The organism is Paenibacillus algorifonticola (assembly GCF_050481745.1).
GTDB lineage: Bacteria > Bacillota > Bacilli > Paenibacillales > Paenibacillaceae > Pristimantibacillus > Pristimantibacillus algorifonticola_A.
Map to the genome: position 1 here is coordinate 1 of NZ_JBCNGR010000051.1, position 18930 is coordinate 18930.

16 protein-coding genes are annotated in these 18930 nt (G+C 49.5%); 3 read left to right on the forward strand and 13 right to left on the reverse strand.

Going from position 1 to position 18930, the window contains the following annotated elements:
• Nucleotides 1–45 precede the first annotated feature (45 nt).
• The 5 genes from ABEW34_RS29840 to ABEW34_RS29860 all read right to left on the reverse strand — a co-directional run bounded on the left by ABEW34_RS29840 (nucleotide 46) and on the right by ABEW34_RS29860 (nucleotide 3805).
• Nucleotides 46–1308 (reverse strand): cytochrome P450 family protein, encoded by a 1263-nt coding sequence (locus ABEW34_RS29840; protein WP_430164856.1) that lies wholly within the window; start codon nucleotides 1306–1308, stop codon nucleotides 46–48.
• Nucleotides 1309–1701: 393 nt separating this feature from the next.
• Entirely contained in the window at nucleotides 1702–2004 is a 303-nt protein-coding gene (locus tag ABEW34_RS29845) for a hypothetical protein (protein WP_430164858.1), read from the reverse strand.
• Nucleotides 2005–2018: 14 nt separating this feature from the next.
• Nucleotides 2019–2165 (reverse strand): hypothetical protein, encoded by a 147-nt coding sequence (locus ABEW34_RS29850; RefSeq protein ID WP_430164861.1) that lies wholly within the window; start codon nucleotides 2163–2165, stop codon nucleotides 2019–2021.
• A gap of 251 nt (nucleotides 2166–2416) precedes the next feature.
• The gene (locus ABEW34_RS29855) at nucleotides 2417–3091 is read right to left on the reverse strand and encodes a response regulator transcription factor (RefSeq protein ID WP_430164864.1); all 675 of its coding nucleotides are present in this window, start codon (nucleotides 3089–3091) and stop codon (nucleotides 2417–2419) included.
• Nucleotides 3092–3244: 153 nt separating this feature from the next.
• Nucleotides 3245–3805, reverse strand: coding sequence for an NADPH-dependent FMN reductase (locus ABEW34_RS29860; RefSeq protein WP_430164867.1), 561 nt, complete (start codon nucleotides 3803–3805; stop codon nucleotides 3245–3247).
• 196 nt (nucleotides 3806–4001) lie between these two features.
• On the opposite strand from ABEW34_RS29860, the gene ABEW34_RS29865 reads away from it, so the two are divergent.
• The 3 genes from ABEW34_RS29865 (at nucleotide 4002) to ABEW34_RS29875 (ending at nucleotide 7824) form a co-directional block, all read left to right on the forward strand.
• Nucleotides 4002–5441 (forward strand): spore germination protein, encoded by a 1440-nt coding sequence (locus tag ABEW34_RS29865; protein ID WP_430164869.1) that lies wholly within the window; start codon nucleotides 4002–4004, stop codon nucleotides 5439–5441.
• A 122-nt stretch (nucleotides 5442–5563) separates the two neighbouring features.
• Nucleotides 5564–6733 carry a Ger(x)C family spore germination protein gene (locus tag ABEW34_RS29870; RefSeq protein ID WP_430164872.1) on the forward strand — a complete coding sequence of 390 codons (1170 nt, stop codon included), beginning with the start codon at nucleotides 5564–5566 and terminating at the stop codon, nucleotides 6731–6733.
• Complete coding sequence (locus tag ABEW34_RS29875) at nucleotides 6730–7824, forward strand: GerAB/ArcD/ProY family transporter (protein ID WP_430164875.1); 1095 nt, start codon at nucleotides 6730–6732, stop codon at nucleotides 7822–7824. Before ABEW34_RS29870 ends, ABEW34_RS29875 begins: the two co-directional genes overlap by 4 nt.
• 37 nt (nucleotides 7825–7861) lie before the next feature.
• Here the strand turns inward: ABEW34_RS29875 and ABEW34_RS29880 are convergent, their stop codons facing one another.
• From ABEW34_RS29880 to ABEW34_RS29915, 8 genes are all read right to left on the reverse strand, one after another.
• On the reverse strand, nucleotides 7862–8875 hold the full coding sequence (locus tag ABEW34_RS29880; RefSeq protein ID WP_430164878.1) for a LacI family DNA-binding transcriptional regulator: 1014 nt from the start codon (nucleotides 8873–8875) through the stop codon (nucleotides 7862–7864).
• 162 nt (nucleotides 8876–9037) lie between these two features.
• The gene (gene iolB, locus ABEW34_RS29885; RefSeq protein WP_430164881.1) at nucleotides 9038–9868 is read right to left on the reverse strand and encodes a 5-deoxy-glucuronate isomerase; all 831 of its coding nucleotides are present in this window, start codon (nucleotides 9866–9868) and stop codon (nucleotides 9038–9040) included.
• A gap of 32 nt (nucleotides 9869–9900) precedes the next feature.
• A complete protein-coding gene (iolG, locus tag ABEW34_RS29890; protein ID WP_430164884.1) occupies nucleotides 9901–10926 on the reverse strand; it encodes an inositol 2-dehydrogenase in 1026 nt (341 codons plus the stop codon).
• 54 nt (nucleotides 10927–10980) lie between these two features.
• Nucleotides 10981–12432: a CoA-acylating methylmalonate-semialdehyde dehydrogenase gene (locus tag ABEW34_RS29895; RefSeq protein ID WP_430164887.1), complete on the reverse strand. Its 1452-nt coding sequence runs from the start codon at nucleotides 12430–12432 to the stop codon at nucleotides 10981–10983.
• Nucleotides 12433–12459: 27 nt separating this feature from the next.
• Nucleotides 12460–13467 (reverse strand): 5-dehydro-2-deoxygluconokinase, encoded by a 1008-nt coding sequence (gene iolC / locus ABEW34_RS29900; protein ID WP_430164890.1) that lies wholly within the window; start codon nucleotides 13465–13467, stop codon nucleotides 12460–12462.
• Nucleotides 13468–13509: 42 nt separating this feature from the next.
• Nucleotides 13510–14412 (reverse strand): myo-inosose-2 dehydratase, encoded by a 903-nt coding sequence (gene iolE, locus ABEW34_RS29905; RefSeq protein WP_430164892.1) that lies wholly within the window; start codon nucleotides 14410–14412, stop codon nucleotides 13510–13512.
• Between the two features lie 40 nt (nucleotides 14413–14452).
• Nucleotides 14453–16318 (reverse strand): 3D-(3,5/4)-trihydroxycyclohexane-1,2-dione acylhydrolase (decyclizing), encoded by a 1866-nt coding sequence (iolD, locus tag ABEW34_RS29910; protein WP_430164894.1) that lies wholly within the window; start codon nucleotides 16316–16318, stop codon nucleotides 14453–14455.
• Between the two features lie 209 nt (nucleotides 16319–16527).
• A complete protein-coding gene (locus tag ABEW34_RS29915; protein WP_430164897.1) occupies nucleotides 16528–18846 on the reverse strand; it encodes a glycoside hydrolase family 88/105 protein in 2319 nt (772 codons plus the stop codon).
• Nucleotides 18847–18930: the final 84 nt, after the last annotated feature.

Here is an 18930-nt window from a genome sequence, read left to right on the forward strand (position 1 = left end):
ATTAGGCTTGTTCTCATGAATGAAGCATGTTTTGTAGTCTTTTCCCTAAAAAGCGACTGGCAGGGCAGCTAAACTCTGTGAGCTCAGCGCGAAATGCCAGGAGATGTCTTCCCGGGGAATGCTGAGCCGCAGGTTGGGCATCCGTCTCAGCAGCGTTTGAAATGCAATGTCTCCCTCTACGCGAGCTAGTGGCGCGCCCAAGCAGGAATGGATGCCATGACCGAAAGCAAGATGGCGATTTATAGTACGAGTAATATCCAGTTCTTCTGCTTGTGCGAACGGGCATTCATCCCGGTTTGCAGATTTTAATAAAGGAATCAGCATATCTCCCTTTTTAATCTGCTGACCAGCAAGTACAATATCTTGCGTTGCAAAGCGAGGTCCCGACATGGTAGCTGGTCCATTGAAACGAAGCAGCTCTTCGAAGGCGGACGGAGCCAGACTAAGATCAGATTTAAGCTTCTCCAGCTGCTGTGGATGATCTAACAGCATCAATGTTCCTGTAGCAATGAGATTTGAGGTTGTCTCATGGCCAGCAAAGATCAATAGGGTAATCATTGAGATCAACTCTGGCTGACTCAGCTTATCCCCCTCTTCTTCGATGGCGATTAACTGGCTGATCAAGTCATCAGCTGGATGCTTGCGTTTGTCCGCTACAAGCTCCGCCGTGTATTCACCGAAAGCACGCAAATGTTCTTCCACTCCCGGTGCGCGCACACCAAGACCCAGACCATGTGAAATCGCTTTTGACCAGTCATGGATTTGCGCGCGGTCTGCTTCAGGTACCCCAAGCATATCGGATATTACGTGAATGGGTAAAGGATAGGCATAATCTTTGACAAGGTCCATCTCACCGCGAGCCTGCACCTTATCCAGCAATTCATCCGCAATCTTCTGTACACGTGGCCGAAGGCTTTCCATGTATTTGGGCGTGAAGGCTTTGGAGACCAGCTTGCGTAACCGCCGATGATCAGGGTCATCGACAGAAAGCATTGATTTTCCGGTGAAAAAGGTATCTGGAGCGGATGGATCTGTGTTTTCCATAAAGGCTTTTTTAAATTCGTTGCTGCCATCGATCGTTTCTGGGTCTACAGTGAAGTGGGCATGATCCTTAAGTACCTGAGACACTTCCTCCATTCGCGTAACCAACCATTGTTGGCGATCTGTGCCACCCATGGGCACAGTAATAGGAATAACAGCTCCCGTTTCACGCAGCTGCGCGAAAATCGGAAAGGGGTTTTCAGGACTGTTACTACTAAACAGGCTAAGCGCTGCTTTTTCACATACACTATTATCAGAGTCATTCATCTTTAACATCCTTTCTCTACTGCCTTTTATTTTATTGAAAATGGAATATATAAATGGAGACGTACGTTATCCTACTCCCCTCCTTTTATTGAGATTAAGTGGACAACTTTCCATTTAATCTCTTCTTTAGATTAAACGGAGAGCTCTCCTCTTGTCAACTTTAACCGCGATGAAGCTTTTATTCCCTCCACCTTGCTGCTTCCATACGACTAAACAAAATAAGCAGTCTGGATTCGATTATTCGAATCCAGACTGCTCTGCTGCGCGCCGATTACTTTTCAACTTTTAATTGGACTGTAAATGTTATGCCTTCTTCAGGTTCGCTCTTAATCGAAACGGGAAGGATCGTCTTGATAAAGTTTATCAAGGATTTTTCCAAGGTGCCAGCAGCTTTCATAGGTTCATTGACTGGATATGCTCTTTTGTCTCTACCGTTCCTAGATGCCGTATGGTATTATATATTTCTCTTAGATAGTAATCATATCCGTCATTCTCGAGATCGTGATGATATGGAATTCCTGGAATGGAATTTCTCAACATGCTTTCATTGTCGAAATCCTCCATTTGATCAAACAAATACAATAATTCCTGTAATTCCTTCAACGTTGCTTCAATCTCGAATTCGTATGAGGCATCTCCTTGCGTAGTCATTATTGTTTTGGATTGAACTGAAACATAATATTTTTGCTTCTCCATATGCCTGCCTCCTCTTATGACTCCTTCAGGAAAATCCATATCATTGCAAGCACGATCGTTATCACAGGGGCGATAACATATATCATGAAGATCGGATTCGCGATGATCGGATGCTTGACCGTTGTTGAGCTTGCATCCTTATCAAGGGTCGTATTTTTCATTTGCAGCCTTCGGGAAACCATGATTGATCCGAACACTCCGTAAACACAAGCCGCTAATCCTAAAATCGCTAACAAAATATACAATTTGCTCGCTTCCCTTCTTAAAATCTTTGCCTCCTTATTTTGTTTCCTTAGTTATTTTTTATTCATATTATCGATACGGATGCTTTCTCAATGAGCTCCGATTTAAAAACAAGCTCTTGTCCCAGCTAGGGACAAGAGCTTGTGGCATTTACTTAGATTTGAGCGGATCATTCATAAACCTCAAGACGGTAGCCAAGTCCGCGCACCGTCTCAATGCGAAATTCCGGTGTAGTCCCAAAGCGTTCGCGCAGGCGTTTAATATGTACGTCTATCGTTCGATCATCCCCAGCGTAATTGATTCCCCAAATTTGATCGATTAACTGCTCGCGCGTATACACTTGTCCGGGAGTTCCAGCAAGCTTATAGAGCAATTCAAACTCCTTGAGCGGCAAAGTGAGTGACTCGCTCCCTCTCATGACCTTATAAGACTGCCGATCAAGGATGAGGTTGCCAAACTGGATTGTCTGCGTGGAGCCAATCCGATATCGTTTCAGTAATGCCCTTACCCGAGCTGTCAACTCCAATGGGTCGAATGGTTTCGTCAAATAGTCGTCCGTCCCAAGCTCGAACCCCTTCACTTTCTCCCATGTTTCGCCTCGCGCAGTTAGCATAAGCAACGGCAGATCAGGATTGGCTCTTCTGAGCTCCTTGCATAACGTCCATCCATCCATAATCGGCATCATAATATCGAGCACGACGAGATCAACCTGCGTTGAGGCGTAGACGGTTAGTGCTTCCTTGCCATCCTCAGCTTCGACTGTTGCGAATCCGTCGTTGCGTAAAAATAAACAAACAAGTTCGCGAATGTTCGCATCGTCGTCAGCAACCAGTATAGTAAGCATTCGGTCCCTCTTTTCCTATTATCCATCTCTAGCAAGAGAACTCGTAACAAGATCCGGCTGGTATTGATGAATGTAGTGCTCCGTATCTTTAACAACGATTTGCTTCGGCTGCAATGACCAGGATGTAAATGCTGCTTGGGTTATAGCTATCACTTAATCTAAAGCAGGAACATGATCAATCCAATGCACAAACTTTTGCAAGTAAGCCTGCAAATATTCTTTCGTCTTCTCATCCGTTAGGCGATGCTGCTCTGCGTCCACCTTTGTGTGAACTTGTGATATAAGCAGCTTTTGAAAAGGAAGCACCTGCGCCTGGACGGACTCCAGGATGTGCCGGGTTTGAAGCTGGGCATGAACGGTTCCCATGCCCCCTGGCGTTGCGCCGATGAGGCCAAATGGTTTTCTGCGCAGTACGGAGCCGCGTGAGGGCCTGGATGCCCAGTCAATCGCATTTTTGAGTACGCCCGGAATGCCGGAATTGTACTCTGGCGACACAATAATAACGCCATCGACTGCTTGAATAGCTGCTTTGAACACTTGTACTGCCTCTGGTCCATCGCCCGCCTCTAAATCTTCATTAAACAAAGGAAGCTCCTTGAGCTCAATCCACTTGAATACGATAGAAGCATCCAGCTCGCTCAGCGTTTGCGCCACCATCCGATTATAGGAATTTTTTCGCAAGCTTCCTACGATTAGTCCAATTGTTTTTGCCATTTCAATAAGCCCCTTTCAGCGTTAGCTTGATTCCATTATTAGCTTAAATACCATTTTACTTGCTTTCCAAAATATTGACTAGCTGTTGCATTCAAATTAAGCCCTGCATGGATCGAATAATATAGCCAATTTTAGCCACAATAACTATGTGATACGTACGAACTTGACATGCTTTAACAAAAGGAGCTGCAGCAAAATGCCCGAGAGCAAAGAAAACACGAAGCGCGACCTTTATAATGAGCTAGTGTCAGATCTTGGCAACAGCTCAGATTTATCAACGAGAAACTGCTTGATCGGCGAGGAACGTATTTCCGCCTCCATCGTTTGGATTGACGGACTCGTCAGCAAGCAAAATTTAAATTCTGACGTCATTTCGCCTCTTATTTCAGGAACCCAGCAGCTCAAGCTACTTCATCAAAGTGAGTCTCCCTATGAGCTGCTTTGCAGCTTTATACTAACAGCGAATCATGTGAAAATGGTCTACACCTCTGAGGAATGCGTACCTTTGCTCGTTTGCGGCTGGACGATTATTTTAGTAAAGGACAACGAGGGGGCCATTGCTGTCAATACGCAAGGCTTTGAAACCCGCAGCATTGATGAACCAGCTTCGGCCAGCGTCATCCGCGGGCCACGAGATGGCTTTGTGGAGGCTTTAAACGTCAACATTTCGCTCATACGCCGACGTATTCGCAACAAGGCTTTTCGCGTGGAAACGCTGACGGTTGGCAATTTGTCGCATACCAAAATAGCAATGGTCTATATTCATGACCGGGCAGCAAAGGAAACGGTTGACGAAATACGCAAACGGCTCCAAAAAATCGATATCGATGCGGTATTGGAGTCCCATTATATTGAGGAAATTATTAAAGACAGCCCGAGCTCCTTTTTCCCGACGGTATACAGTACTGAGCGGCCTGATGATGTGGCTGGCATTATACTCGATGGGCGTGTAGCTATTGTGGTCGATGGCACTCCATTTGTGCTCGCCCTGCCTTGTACGCTGTTTCATTTGCTCAAGACGGCCGAGGATTTATATTTGGCTTACCCTGTAGCTACTTTCATTCGCTGGATTCGTTATGCCGGTTTTCTCATTACACTGCTGCTGCCCTCTACCTATGTCGGCATTTTGACCTACCACCCGGAAATGGTTCCTCCGCAGTTGCTTAGCAGCATATTGTCGGCACGGGATGGTGTTCCGTTTCCCGTCTTGATGGAGGCATTGATTATGGAAATTATTTTTGAGGGGCTGCGCGAGGCGAGCATTCGGATGCCCCGTTCAATTGGATCTGCTATCAGTATCGTAGGAGCGCTCGTTATTGGCGAATCCGCCGTACAAGCCGGTATTATCTCATCCCCATCAGTCATGATTGTTGCCAGCACAGCAATTGCCTCGTTCACGATTCCTTCAATCTCGCTGTCAGGAACGATTCGGATGCTGCGGTTTTTCATGCTGATGTTAGCTTCCTGGCTAGGGCTTTACGGCATTATTATTGGGCTATTTATGCTGGGAGTTCAGCTTGCTTCCATTCAATCGGTTGGTTTGCCCTATCTATCGCCATTCGCTCCATTTAAGAAAAAAGAAGCCGAGAAAGCTATATTTCGTGTTCCTTGGTTTACGCTTCGCAATAAACGTTAAAATTGAAGTCCAAGGTGAAACGGCTTTCGCCGTCCTTTGGCGGCGCGTTTCAATCCGAGAAATAGAGAGTAAGGATGGAACAATCATATCCTTTCCTATATTTTAAAAAAGGGGACTACTATATGTTTCTCCACCTTAGTAAATATGCCTGTTTCCTTAGTATGCTGCTGCTGCTCAGCGGCTGCTGGAGCCAAATCAATTTTGATCAATTGACGGTGGTTTCAGCCATTGGCTTGGATGTAAATAAACAGGGGCAGCTTCAGGTTACCGTTCAGCTCGTGAATCCGACACTTCCCGTTGCCGCTGGTGGAGGCGGACAGCAGCGCAGAGCGATTGCCACGTATTCGGCAAGTGGGGTAACAGTTGAAGATGCACTCGAGACGATTCGCAAGCAGGCGAAGAAAAGCCTCTTTTTCTCCCAAACGAAGATTCTTCTCATTGGAGAACGTTTAGCCAAACAAGGCATGGATCATATGATGGATTTCTTCTGGCGGGAGCCGAATCAGAATTTCAACTGCTGGGTAATGGTTACACAGCGTCCTGTCAAGGAAGTGCTGACTGACTCCAAAGAGCTGCAAGCTGTATCCGCCGATGAATGGAAAGCTTATTTTATAAATAAAACCTATAAGCCGACAAGCGGCGGCATTCAGCTTTATCAATTTTTGCCTAGACTGGATCAGTCAAGCTTTCAAGTAGCAGTGCCTGGATTGCTTCAGGTTGGCAAGTCGGACTCTAAGGATGTCTTGATGGAAATTACGAACCTTGCTGTCTTTCGCAATAATAAGATGGTAGGCTGGCTGAACAGTGAGGAAACGCAGGTTGTAAGCTGGTTGACCCAGCTATCCGCGCAGGGCTTGTTCCAAATGACTACGGAGGATAAGAAATCAATCATGTTTGAGTTGAAGAACATCCATATTGCTATGAAGCCAATATTTGAAAATGGACAGTTGCAAATGAACGTACGTATGAAAACCAATGCTTCCATTAAGACCTCCACCGATGCGATGGATTTGACGGATAAGAAGACGACAGACTTAATCAAAGCAGAGTTGAGCAACGCGATTACAGCATCGATAGAGAAAACCCTCTATAAGCTCTTTCGCTCCTATAATAGTGACGCTGTTGGTTTTGGAGAAACGATCCATCGCAAGCTTCCCAAAAAATGGAATCCATTGAAAGACGTCTGGAATGAGGAGCTTGTTAATATTAAGGTGCAGAGCAGCATTTCGATTGAGATTGTAAAAACCGGTTTGCTAATTGACACCAATATAAAAAAGGATGATGTACCGTGAAAAAGAGTCTAATTTCATCTGGTGAATTCTTTTTCATCATTTTTGTATCGATTACCTCGCTCACGTTTTTCTCGGTTCCGAGCCAGCTGATCGCAAAGGTAAAGCAGGACTTGTGGTTGTCGATGGCTTTGGGTGCTGTAATAGATATTTATGTCGCTATTCTCCTTTATCGGCTGGGCACATTGTACGCCGGACAATCGTTAATTCAATATACACGCTCTATTTTAGGAAAAGCGGGTAAGGTTGTCGGTTTCATTTTCCTGCTGTTTTTTCTCGGTGTGATGGTTACGGCGATGTGGATTTATTGTGATTTTTTGTCTCGGACACTTATGCCCGAGACGCCTCGCTTGGTCTTCTCCATCTCGTTGACGATATGTGCCGGGCTCGCTGCCATACAAGGTGTTGAGGCGATTGCGAGACTGAGCCAAATTATTGGCGTCATTATTTTGTTGACCTCCATTATTTTATTTGCCAGTTCCATTCCTTATATCCAGCTGCACTATATGCTCCCGCCCTTTGAGCGTGGCATTTTCCCTGCCATACAAGGTGCGATCTATCCCGGCAGCTGGTTTGGCATTTGCATAATGATGGGGATGCTGATGCCGCATATCAAAAAACAAAAGAGCATCTTAAAAATGAAGATTTACGCCGTTGTGCTCGGCACATCGGTCATGACGATTTATTTATTGTACAGTATAGTGGTGTTGGGTCCTGTGATGGCAGCGCATTTTGAAAATCCCATCTATATCCTGTCAAGAATTACGCAGTTTCTTATTTTCGAGAGAATTGAGGTGCTGCTGCTGCTCATCTTTATTTCGGGATCGTTCATTACGATCTCCACCTTGTATTTCGCTATTACGGAAGGAACCGCGCAGTGGCTCGGAATGAAGTCTCATAAACCATGGGTATATGTGTTCGGCGTAGTACTTATATTGAGCCCTATGTTCCCGTACAGCAACGAAGGTAGCGTGGTTGATCGTTATTTAAGCTATTGGTTTCCGCTCATATCGCTCATTATTGAAGGCGGCTTAATGACGTTCATTTTTATTTGGGCTATGATCAAAAATAGGGCGAGCCGCTCTTCTTCTTGAGCGGTTCACCCTTAAGTCAAACGTGGTCCAATGTTTGTTATACATGAATGGAACTCGTAGATTGTCTAACGATGAGCTCAGGCTCAAGTACGATGCGCTCTGCTTTTGCGGCAGCTGATTTGTCCTGCAATGCTTCAACCAGCAGATCTACAACCTTTTTTCCCATCGCTTCAATCGGCTGTGCAATGGTCGTTAGCGGCGGGTCACTGACCGAGGCTAAAATCGTATTATCGAATCCGATTACCGATACGTCGCACGGGATGCGCAGCTTAAGTTCCTTTGCTGCTTGCAGCGCGCCAATAGCGAGCAGCTCATTACAGCAAAACAAGGCTGTCGGACGCTCAGTCTGCTTCAGCAGTTCCAGCGCTTTGCGCTTGCCATCCTCCAGCGTATAGTCGCAAAATTTCACTGAGGCGTCGGACCAAGGCAGCCCCGCCGCTTCGACGATGCTTCTAAATCCGCTAACCCGCTCGCGGCTGCTGCTGACCTTCATATGCTCGGCAAGCACTGCGACAAGGTGATGCCCTTCCTCAAGCAAATGCCGGGCGCCAAGCGCTCCTCCTTTAAAATCCTCCACGATGACCGTATGCACAGCCAGAGCAGGCATGTCCCGCGCAATGAGCGCTACAGCAATGGACTGCGTCAGCAGCGGCTTAATAATATCTTCGTTGTCGATTCCGGTACCGATAATGATGCCGTCGACGCTTTTCTGCCGCAGCAGCGACAAATAGCGCTCTACGCGCTCGTCTTTATTGTCCGTGCTGCAAATGACGAGGCTGTAGCCTAAGCGACGGCTCTGATCCTCTACGGCACGGGCAATTTCGGCAAAAAAGGGGTTGGATATGTCCGGAACGAGCAAGCCTAGCGTAAACGTCCGTTTCCCGGTCAGCGCGGAAGCGATTACACTCGGCTGATAGTTAAGCCGCTCCATAATGCGCATCACTTCATTTCGCCGCTCCTCGCTGATTTTCCCCTTGCCATTAATGACTTGGGAGACCGTCGCAATGGAGACGCCCGCTTCTCTGGCGATATCATAAATAGTAGCTTTCATAAACGACCTCCGTTACTTTTGAACTGGTAGATTTATTATGTATCACAGCATGTTATCTTGCAATGAAATTGGTGTAATTGGCTTTAAATAATAGAAACCAGCCTCCGCAAAACGAAAGCTGGTTTCCACTATAGTTGTTGCCTTGTGAAACGGCGCTGCTTTTTAGACTTTAGCCGTATCTTCAGCAGGCTTCGTCATAATCCAGGCATGGTCCGGATCATTGTGAAATTTCCAAATGCGTACAGGTCCAGCCATTACGTTTAAATAATACACCTCATAGCCTGGAGGCGCACTTACAGGGTGGTAGCCGCGCGGCACGAGAACTGCTTCCCCATTGCGAATGGCAAGCGTTTCGTCAAGCGAACGGTCATCCGTATAGACACGTTGAATGGCGAAGCCCTGTTCAGGCTCTACGCGAAAATAATACGTTTCCTCCAGCAGCGATTCATTCGGCAGCGCATCCTGGTCATGCTTATGCGGCGGGTAGCTGGACCAATGTCCGCTCGGCGTAAAAACTTCAACGACAAGCAGGCTGTCCGCCGGCGCTGTCTCTGGCAAAATATTATGAATTTGGCGCTCCAGATTGCCGTATCCACGCTGTTCTACACCTACAGCATCCGGGGCAATGAGCCTCGCTTGATGCCGGCCTTGGCCAGGAGCAGAGCAAATGGCTATATCCAGCGCAGTTACGGCTTCAATATGATAAAAATCGTCATTCGGCACATAAACCGAAAACGGCGGGATTTTCTCAAATACGCTCATCCGCTGGCCGATATTGCTCCATTTTTCATTCTGCGTCTGTACATCCGCGCGTCCGCTCAGCAGCACGAGGCATACTTCATTTTCATCCGTGTTCTGCTTAAGCTGCTCGCCCGGCTCCAGATGGACGACGCGAAAACCAACATACTCCCATCCTGCGCTTTGAGGTGTTATGTTCATAAGCTCACCCTGCTCGCCCGGAGCAGCGTTTGGTTTTACGATTAAATCAGACACTTGCGCACACAACCTTTCTTGTATCCGTCTACTTACGTCAGCTCATGAAGCTCGCATAGCTTCACTGGCCGTCTAAGCTTCACTGACAACTTCGCCGCTCTTGCAATCCGCTCGGCCTGCAGCGCATCGTGACCATCGACCTTTACCTTCTTATCCAGCAGCAGCGCTTCGATAAACAACTGGGTTTCCTCTACATAAGCAGCATTGTAGCGCTCAAGGAAGAAGTGCAGCGGCTTATCCCGCACGATGCCCTCAGCTGTGCTAATTTCCGCTGTATTCGGGTGATCATTCGTTGCTGCGGCACTGCCTTTGGAGCCGAATACCTCTACCCGCTGATCATAGCCGTATACGGCCTGGCGGCTATTGTCGATTACGCCAAGCGCCCCGTTTTGAAAGCGCAGCGTCACAATCGCAGTATCGAGATCATCGCATTCTGCAAATACAGGATCAATGAGAACATTGCCTTGGGCAAAAACCTCCTCAACCTCGCTGCCTGCCAAAAATCTTGCCATATCGAAATCATGAATCATCATATCCATGAAAATGCCGCCGGACACCTTGATGTAATCCTTATGAGGCGGGTTCGGATCGCGTGACGTAATTTTTATAATATGCGTCTCGCCAATCGTTCCTTGCTCCACATGCTCACGGATCCGTTTAAAGTTGTGGTCAAAGCGGCGGTTAAAGCCGATTTGCAGCTTTACGCCCGCTTTCTGTACCGCTTCGACCGCTTCCTCTGTTTGCGAAAGCGTCATGCTGACCGGTTTCTCGCAAAAAATATGCTTGCCTGCTTCCGCAGCCTGTTTAATGAGCGGCACATGTGTATCTGTTGAAGAGCAAATGAAAATGGCGTTAATAGAAGGGTCTGCGATAAGCGCAGCGCTGTCTTTCGTAACGGTAGCGATGCCGCGTTCAGCAGCCCATGCTTCCAGCTCCGCGTTTGCGAACAAATCGCTGATTGCGGCAATTTCCACTTGGGGGAGCCGCAGCAAGTTGTCGGCATGGATTTTTCCGATGCGGCCTGCGCCGATAATGCCGATTTTAATTTTTTGTACCATTCTGATTGGTCTCCTTTATGCGATTATCCGATATTCATTTGGCTGCCCTTCAGACTACCAACGAGCGGTCACCATTTTTTTGCGTGTATAAAATTCGACGCCATCTGTGCCGTTGGCATGCAGATCGCCATAGAATGATTTTTTCCAGCCGGAGAAAGGGAAAAATGCCATTGGCGCTGGAACGCCAAGGTTGACGCCAAGCATGCCCGCTTCAATCGTTTCGCGGAATGTACGGACGTTGCTGCCATCCTTCGTGAACAGGCAGGCTCCATTTGCAAACTCCGACGCATTGGCAAGCTCAATCGCTTCTTCCAGCGTCGCTACCCGCGCAATCGCCAGTACCGGAGCGAAAATCTCATCTTTCCAGATCGTCATTTCCTTCTGAACGCCATCAAACAAGGTCGGGCCGACAAAATAGCCCTTCGCATCCGCAGCTGCCGCAGCATCCTTGCGTCCATCGCGCAGCAGCTGTGCGCCTTCCTGCTCGCCGATTTCAATATAGCGAAGCGTCCGCTCTTTATGTGGCCCGCGAATGACCGGACCGAGGAAGATGCCTTCCTCCAAACCGTTGCCAATCGTTAGCGAATCCGCTGTTTGCAGAAGCTTGGCTACGAGCTTGTCAGCCACGTCACCGACAGCGACGACAACCGCACAAGCCATGCAGCGCTCGCCTGCCGAGCCGAAGGCCGCGTTCGTAATTTCTTTAACTGTCAGGTCAAGGTCGGCATCCGGCATAACGATGGAATGGTTTTTCGCGCCAGCGAGCGCTTGAACGCGTTTGCCTTCCGCCGTTCCTGTGCGATATACATACTCCGCTACCGGCTGCGAGCCAACGAAGGAAATGCCTTTTACATCAGGATGCTTCAGCAAGCCGTTAACGACATCATGCGCACCGTGAACGATGTTGAGCACGCCAGCCGGAAGACCCGCTTCCTGGAACAGCTCGGCAAGACGATTCGCTAGCAGCGGCGTCCGCTCCGATGGCTTGAGCACAAACGTATTGCCGCAGGCGATTGCAAGCGGGAACATCCAGCATGGCACCATCATAGGGAAGTTAAACGGCGTAATACCGCCGATTACGCCAATCGGATAGCGGTACATGCCAGATTCTAATCCAGTAGCAATGTCAGGAAGCTGCTTGCCCATCATCAAGTTAGGCGCACCCGCCGCGAACTCAACGCACTCAATGCCGCGCAGCACCTCGCCGTAAGCTTCGGCATAGCTTTTGCCGTTTTCTTTCGTTACAAGCTGTGCCAGCTCTTCCCAGTGATCAACGAGCAGCTGCTGGTATTTGAACAACACGCGTGCCCGCTTCGGTACTGGTGTACGGCTCCAGGAAGCGAATGCTTCCTTCGAATTGGCTACAGCCTGCTCCACATCTTCATTCGAAGATAGCGGCACATAAGCCAGCACCTCTTCCGTTGCCGGATTGTAAACGGCTTCTGTCTGCCCCGATGCCGATGCCACCCATTTTCCGCCAATCCAATTGCTTAATGTTGCTGTCATATCTACTCAATCCTCTCTGTTTTAAAATTAAACGATGATTTCACCGCGGTTGCAGCGGTCAATATAGTCTTGAACCTGCTCGGCAGACGGCATAGCGTCAGAGCAGCTGTGGCTGGAAATAACGATACATGCAGCGGCGCTGCCGAACTCCATGCTTTTTTCAATCGACCAGCCCTGCATGCTGCCGTACAAAAAGCCTGCCGCATACGAATCGCCTGCTCCGAACGTTTTAATGACTTTGGCCGGGAAGCTTTTGGCCCGGTGTGAAGCGCCATCCTTCGTGTAAGCAATGGAGCCGTCCTTGCCGTGCTTGATAATGACAATTTGCGCGGCATAATTAAACCATTTCGCTGCGGTTACATGGTCATCACGCTCCGGATTTGGCTCGAAGGTTTCCATATTGTCAAATTCTTCTCTAGTACCCATAATAATATCGCATTTTTCAGCCGCCAGGTTGTAATAGATGGCGGTTTCCTCCGGCGAATTCCACGTATATGGACGATAGTCAAGATCAAAGGCAATAACGACGCCATGCTTGCGGGCATAATCGATTGCAAGGAACACGGCTTCGCGTGAAGGGTTTTGTGCCAGCGCCGTACCTGAGATAAGCAGCATTTTAGACTGGGCAATCTGCTCCTCGCTTACCTCCTGCGGCTTAAGCAACAGATCAGCTACATTGTCGCGGTACATCAGAATGCTGCACTCCGACGGGCTTTTAATTTCGGTAAAAGCAAGCCCTGTCACTGCACCGCTGTCATCCGTCACGACGCCCGAGGTGGCAATTTGATTATTTTCCAAATAAGTCGTTATAAAACGGCCCATCTGGTCATCGGCAACCTTGCCAATAAACGATGTTTTCATCCCGAGTCGGGACATGCCAATCGCAATATTCGCCGGAGAGCCTCCAACGTATTTGGTAAACGTCATGGTCTCTTCCATCGGGCGATTAATTTCATTGGCATTCAGATCGATGCACAAGCGTCCAATAGCCGTAAAATCCAGCGGCTTCGCTGCGTCATATGTGATATAAGACATCTGAGGGCCCACCTCCTAAGGTTATTTAATGATATAAAATATTTATTGCGACTTATTCAATGACGTTAAGTAACGAATCGCTTTCTTTGCATATTCATATGGATTATGAGTCGCAGGGTCCTGCTCGCCTTCAAGCATCGCCCAGCCGTTATAGCCTCGAGCCGTGAGCTCTTGAATAATTGGCCCAAAATCAAGGCAGCCATCACCCGGCACCGTAAATACGCCTTTGCGAATACAAGTGACGAAATCAGCCTGCTCTGAGCGGGCTTCATCGAGTACAGACTGGCGAATATCCTTCAAATGAATATATGCGATGCGGTCATAATGTTTATTCAGCACTTCCAGCGGCTTCGCTCCGCCATAATAGGCATGGCCTGTATCAAACAACAGATGCACATAGGCAGGGTCCGTCAGCTCCATCAGCTTGTCGATTTCCTCCGGCTGCTCAACTACAGTTCCGCCATGATGGTGGTAAGCCAGCTTTAAGCCGTAATCAGCCGCTATTTTTCCGGCAGCGTTCAGGCCTGTCGCCAGTGACTGCCAGCCCGCTTCATCCAGCCGCAGCACTTCCGTCTCATTCGGCGTACGCCGCGGATCAAAATGCAGCGAGCCGCCAACCTCAGCCGTGCTAATGACCTTGCTCCCCATGCTTTGCAAAAACTCGGCATGCTTTCGGTAGCCCTCAAGCTCGGCCTCGCGGTATGCTGGGTCAGAAAGCAGCACCGATTTCCACTGGGATACGAGCTGAATGTCTCGCTTGCCCAATTCCTCGCGCAATACGGCAGTGTCGGCCGGGTATTTGCGCCCCATTTCCGTTCCGGTCAGCCCCAGCCGCTGAATATCATCCAAAATCTGCTCATAGGTCGTATCCGCCCCATGCTCCCGCACATCCTCGCCCACCCAGTTAATCGGGTGAATGCCGAGTGAAAATGTAAATGGCTTCATCGCTTACCCCAGCTCCTTATTCAAAAATAGGATCAACCTGTTACAGCTGCTTCGCCTTGCTGAGCTTTGTCTGCATTGCTTCATGCGCCTTAAGAACCTTGTCGCTCTCGGATACAGCAGGAACGCCAACATGCCACCAGGATTCATAGCCCCCGGAGTTCGTTCCCGGCAATACGCTAATTTCAATCAGCGTCGTGCGCTCTTCCTGCTTCGCCTGAAGCAAAGCTTCGCGCAGCTCCTCCGCATTTGTTGCTTTGTAAGCACTTGCCCCAAGACTGCGGGCATGGGCGGCAAAATCAATCGGCAGCGGCTGTCCCGTATATCTGCCTGTGCTCGCTTCGCGGTAGCGGAATTCATTGCCGAAGCCATCACTGCCATGCTCGCGCTGCAAATTATGAATACACTGGAACCCATGGTTATCAAAAAGCAATATCGTAAACTTGCGCTGCTCCTGCAAGCTCGTCACCAGCTCGGAATGCAGCATCAAGTAGCTGCCATCGCCGACCATCGCATACACCTCGCGCTGCGGCTCGGCGAGTGCTGCTCCGAAAGCGCCGCTGACTTCGTAGCCCATGCAGGAAAAACCATATTCCATATGATACGTTTTCGGCTCTGTCGAACGCCATAAGCGGTGCAAATCGCCAGGCAGGCTTCCGGCAGCGCCAACAACGACGGACGACGAATCAATCGTTTCATTAATAACGCCAAGCGCTCTAGTTTGGGAGAAGCCGTCTTCATGCTCTTCCTTGTAAAGCCGATCAACCTCTGCATCCCATGCCGCTTTGCGCTGTGCCAATTCCGCATTGGTGTAGCTGCTCTTGTAATTCGCTGCTTGCAGCGCACTTTGCAGTGCTTGCAAACCTGTGCGGGCATCGGCAATTACCGCTTCCCCGCCCAGCTTCGCTGCGTCAGCGCCATTTAAGTTAATGTTGATAAACTGCACATCGGGGTTCGCGTATGCGGACTTGGAAGCAGTTGTGAAATCCGAGTAGCGCGTGCCAACGCCAATGACCAGATCAGCTTGTTTGGCCCATTGATTCGCTGCCAGTGCACCGGTGACGCCAATGGCTCCCGCATACAGCGGATGGCGCCAATCGAATGCGCTTTTTCCGGCCTGCGTTTCCGTTACCGGAATGCCGAAAGCTTCGGCGAAGGCTTGCAGCTCAGAGGTTGCGGACGAATACAAGACGCCGCCCCCTGCTACGATAAGCGGATGCTTGCTCGCTGCAATGCGCTCTGCTGCACGGGCTACCGCATCCGCCGCCGGTTCGCGGCGGTCCACATAATGCACGCGTTTTGCGAAGAAGCTTTCTGGATAGTCGTAAGCTTCTGCCTGAACATCCTGCGGCAGCGCGAGCGTGACCGCTCCTGTCTCTGCCGGATCTGTGAGCACGCGCATCGCCTGCAGCGCTGCGGTAATCAGCTGCTCTGGACGAACGATGCGATCCCAGTAGCGGCTGACAGCCTTGAAAGAATCCGTAGCCGAAAGGGTATAATCGCTGCTTACCTCAAGCTGTTGCAGCACCGGGTCGGGCTGTCGCGAAGCGAAGTTATCGCCGGGCAGCAGCAGCACCGGAATGCGATTAACGGTCGCTGTTGCCGCAGCCGTTACCATGTTCAGGGCACCTGGGCCAATCGAGGTTGTGCAGGCATAAATCTGCTTGCGGTTACGCTGCTTGGCGAAGGCTGCTGCTGTATGCACCATGCCCTGTTCATTTTTCCCTTGAATAAAGGTTAAGCTGCCTGCGCTTCTTTCCAGCGCCTCTCCCATGCCGGTCACATTGCCATGACCGAAGATGCCGAATACCCCTTCAACGAACTTCGTTTCCTCGCCATCTAACGAAATGTATTGCTGATCCAGAAATCGCAGCAGCGCTTGCGCCATCGTCAGTCGAATCGTCGTCATGCCCATTTCCTCCTATCGCAAATATATGATTTGATCCTTTTCACCACAGTTATAATAAGTTTGCTTCTGCTCGTTCTATGCTTTGGATTAAGCGCTTAACTCAACAGAGGAATGGCGCCTAATATTTTAGATTAAGCGCTTCACCCATAGGCTACTACAACATAGTGCCGCTGACAAGTTTTTTCTTTTGGCCTTGCTTTTACCACATCTTATTTTGCGTTATCGTCGTTTGTTTGCGTTTGCAAATGCCGCTTCAGCTTGGCGACTTCTGTGCCGGCAAGCATCATAATGCCAATGCCGTGATTGTCGTTGACAACCGTCCGCAAATCCTGTTCATAATAATCCGCTGTGAAAGCGTAGCGCGAGCCGCTGCATACGCCATGCACATTGCCCTGCCGGTCAATGGCGTAACGCGTTAAGCCGTCCCATGCGCGGAACGCAGCATTCGTGATAGCGGCTGGCTGCTTCACCCAGCCGAAGCGAACGCCCCGAGCGAAGCCATAAGCAAACATGGCCGTGCAGGACGCCTCCAAATAAGTATCTGGACGATTGACTACCTGATGCCATAACCCGCGTTCTGATTGACGAGCGGCATAGCCTTCGCATAGCTCATTAAAGAAGTCCAGAAGCTCATCGCGCAGCTCATGCGTCTGCGGCAACGCTTCCAGCACTTCTGTCAGTGAAAAAATCGTCCAGCCATTGCCCCGTCCCCAAGGAATGCCTGTCGCCCTGTCATATTTAAAATCATACACATGGGACATTAGCTTCTCACCCGGCATAAACAAATAGCTTTTGAAGCGCAAAAATTGCTTCGCCGCTTCATCCAGCGCCTTATGATTGCCCGTTAAGCGAGCATAGCGGCACAGGAATGGCGTACTCATGTACAAATCATCGGCCCACATTGTATTGGCAGCATATTCGCCCTCGCAGGTGCGGTAAAACGCGCCATCGGGCTTGCGCTCCAGCTTATTTAGCATAAAATCAGCGATGCGCTCGGCAATTGGCTCTACGCTTGCAGTAGCGAGCCCGTGTCTAGACTCCAGCATAGCCGAGCCGAATGAGCCGCAATTATCGAGCATTTTCATCATGACAAGCTGTTGATTAATGGCTGGGAACCCATACTGCTCACGATCCCAGAAGGAATAGTCATACATTTCCGTACATGCCTCAACATGATGAGTCGCATAGCTGACGATATCTGGGCGATCCAGAAACCGACCGGTTTGCAGCAAGCCGTATATCGTGACCCCAAGCGGATAATCCCACCGCGCATAATTGGATACCGTACCGACTGTCCATTTATTGCTTAGCATGGCATTTTCATAATAAGGTCGTACCCAAGTGTTCGGTCGGTCGAGCCGCCAGTAGGTGTGCTTCATCTGTCCCTGCTGAACAGGCTGCGATGCCTTGTTTAGAGCATATAGACAATCCGTGCGAACAAGCTGCTCCCAAGCTAGGTTAGCTTCCCCAGCTTCAAACGGACCGACATATAACCATTGTCCTGCTCCCGAACCATGCACTTGCTGCGGCAGACTCATTGTGACAGCGCTGCCATCATTGGCGTTAGCCGCTGTCAGCTCAAAGCCCCAAGGCTGCTGGCCGCACACGCTGCGAGCTACGAAATGATGCTTGCCAGCTTCCAGCAAAAGCTCAATGCGAAACGGTCCTGACGCTGTGCTTTGACCTACCTGTTTTCCTTCGAGCCACAAGGTAAGCTCGCCAGAGGACTCGCCTTCAAGCACGACCGCTTGTTTCCCAGGCAGCGGCTGATACAATGTCGTCCACGCATAGGCTGCTTTGCCAAGCTGCTCTCCGAAAATCCGTTCCAGCTGGCCAAGGCCGCGCTCCTCCTCTGTCCAATCGTTGATCGGCAGCCAGTCCAGTCCCGGTTCCTGCTGCTGTGATCCCAATAAGTCCGGCTGCGCCGCTTCCACCCGTTTGCCTGACTCAAGCCCAGCATCAACCGGCTGCGAGAAAATCCATCCTGCTTGCCCATAACGCTCCTCAAACGGTGCACGGACATTCATAATCCGCACCTTGGCCTCGTCAGAGCCGATTTGACAGCCGAAGCCCGCTGGCGTGCAAGTCATCGACAGCCATAAACTGTTCCAGCCCTTTGCAAAAACTAGGCTCAGCTTAACCGTCGCATCTGGGCTAATTTCCTCAATTACATTCGAACGAAAGACTAGCTCGCCGTTGAAATATAGCCTTACAGGACCTAGGCAGCGCACGTTAATATCCAAGCTGCGCTCCTCATCGCTCCATACGAGCCCTGCTCCATAGCTCAGCTGTCCAGCTTTGGCCTCCGGAAACCGTGAAGCCAAATCCAGTTCGTAAAGCCCTTCTGCATTTTGCAAAACGCCATTTTTGTTGAAAGCGCGGAAAATAAATCCCGCCTGCGGATTCGCACCCACATAACGGTCGGCCAGCAGCTTCAAAATGGCACTATCTTTGTCGCCAAAACGATGCTGTGCACTTTCCTCTGCTTGAAAATAAATCGACATCGAATGATCACAAATCCTTTCCATGGCGTAGCTTGCTATCCGTTAATCTATTTTATGAAAAAGCGATTAGGTATAGCGCTTAACTTGGTAAAAATGAACCGCGCTTGC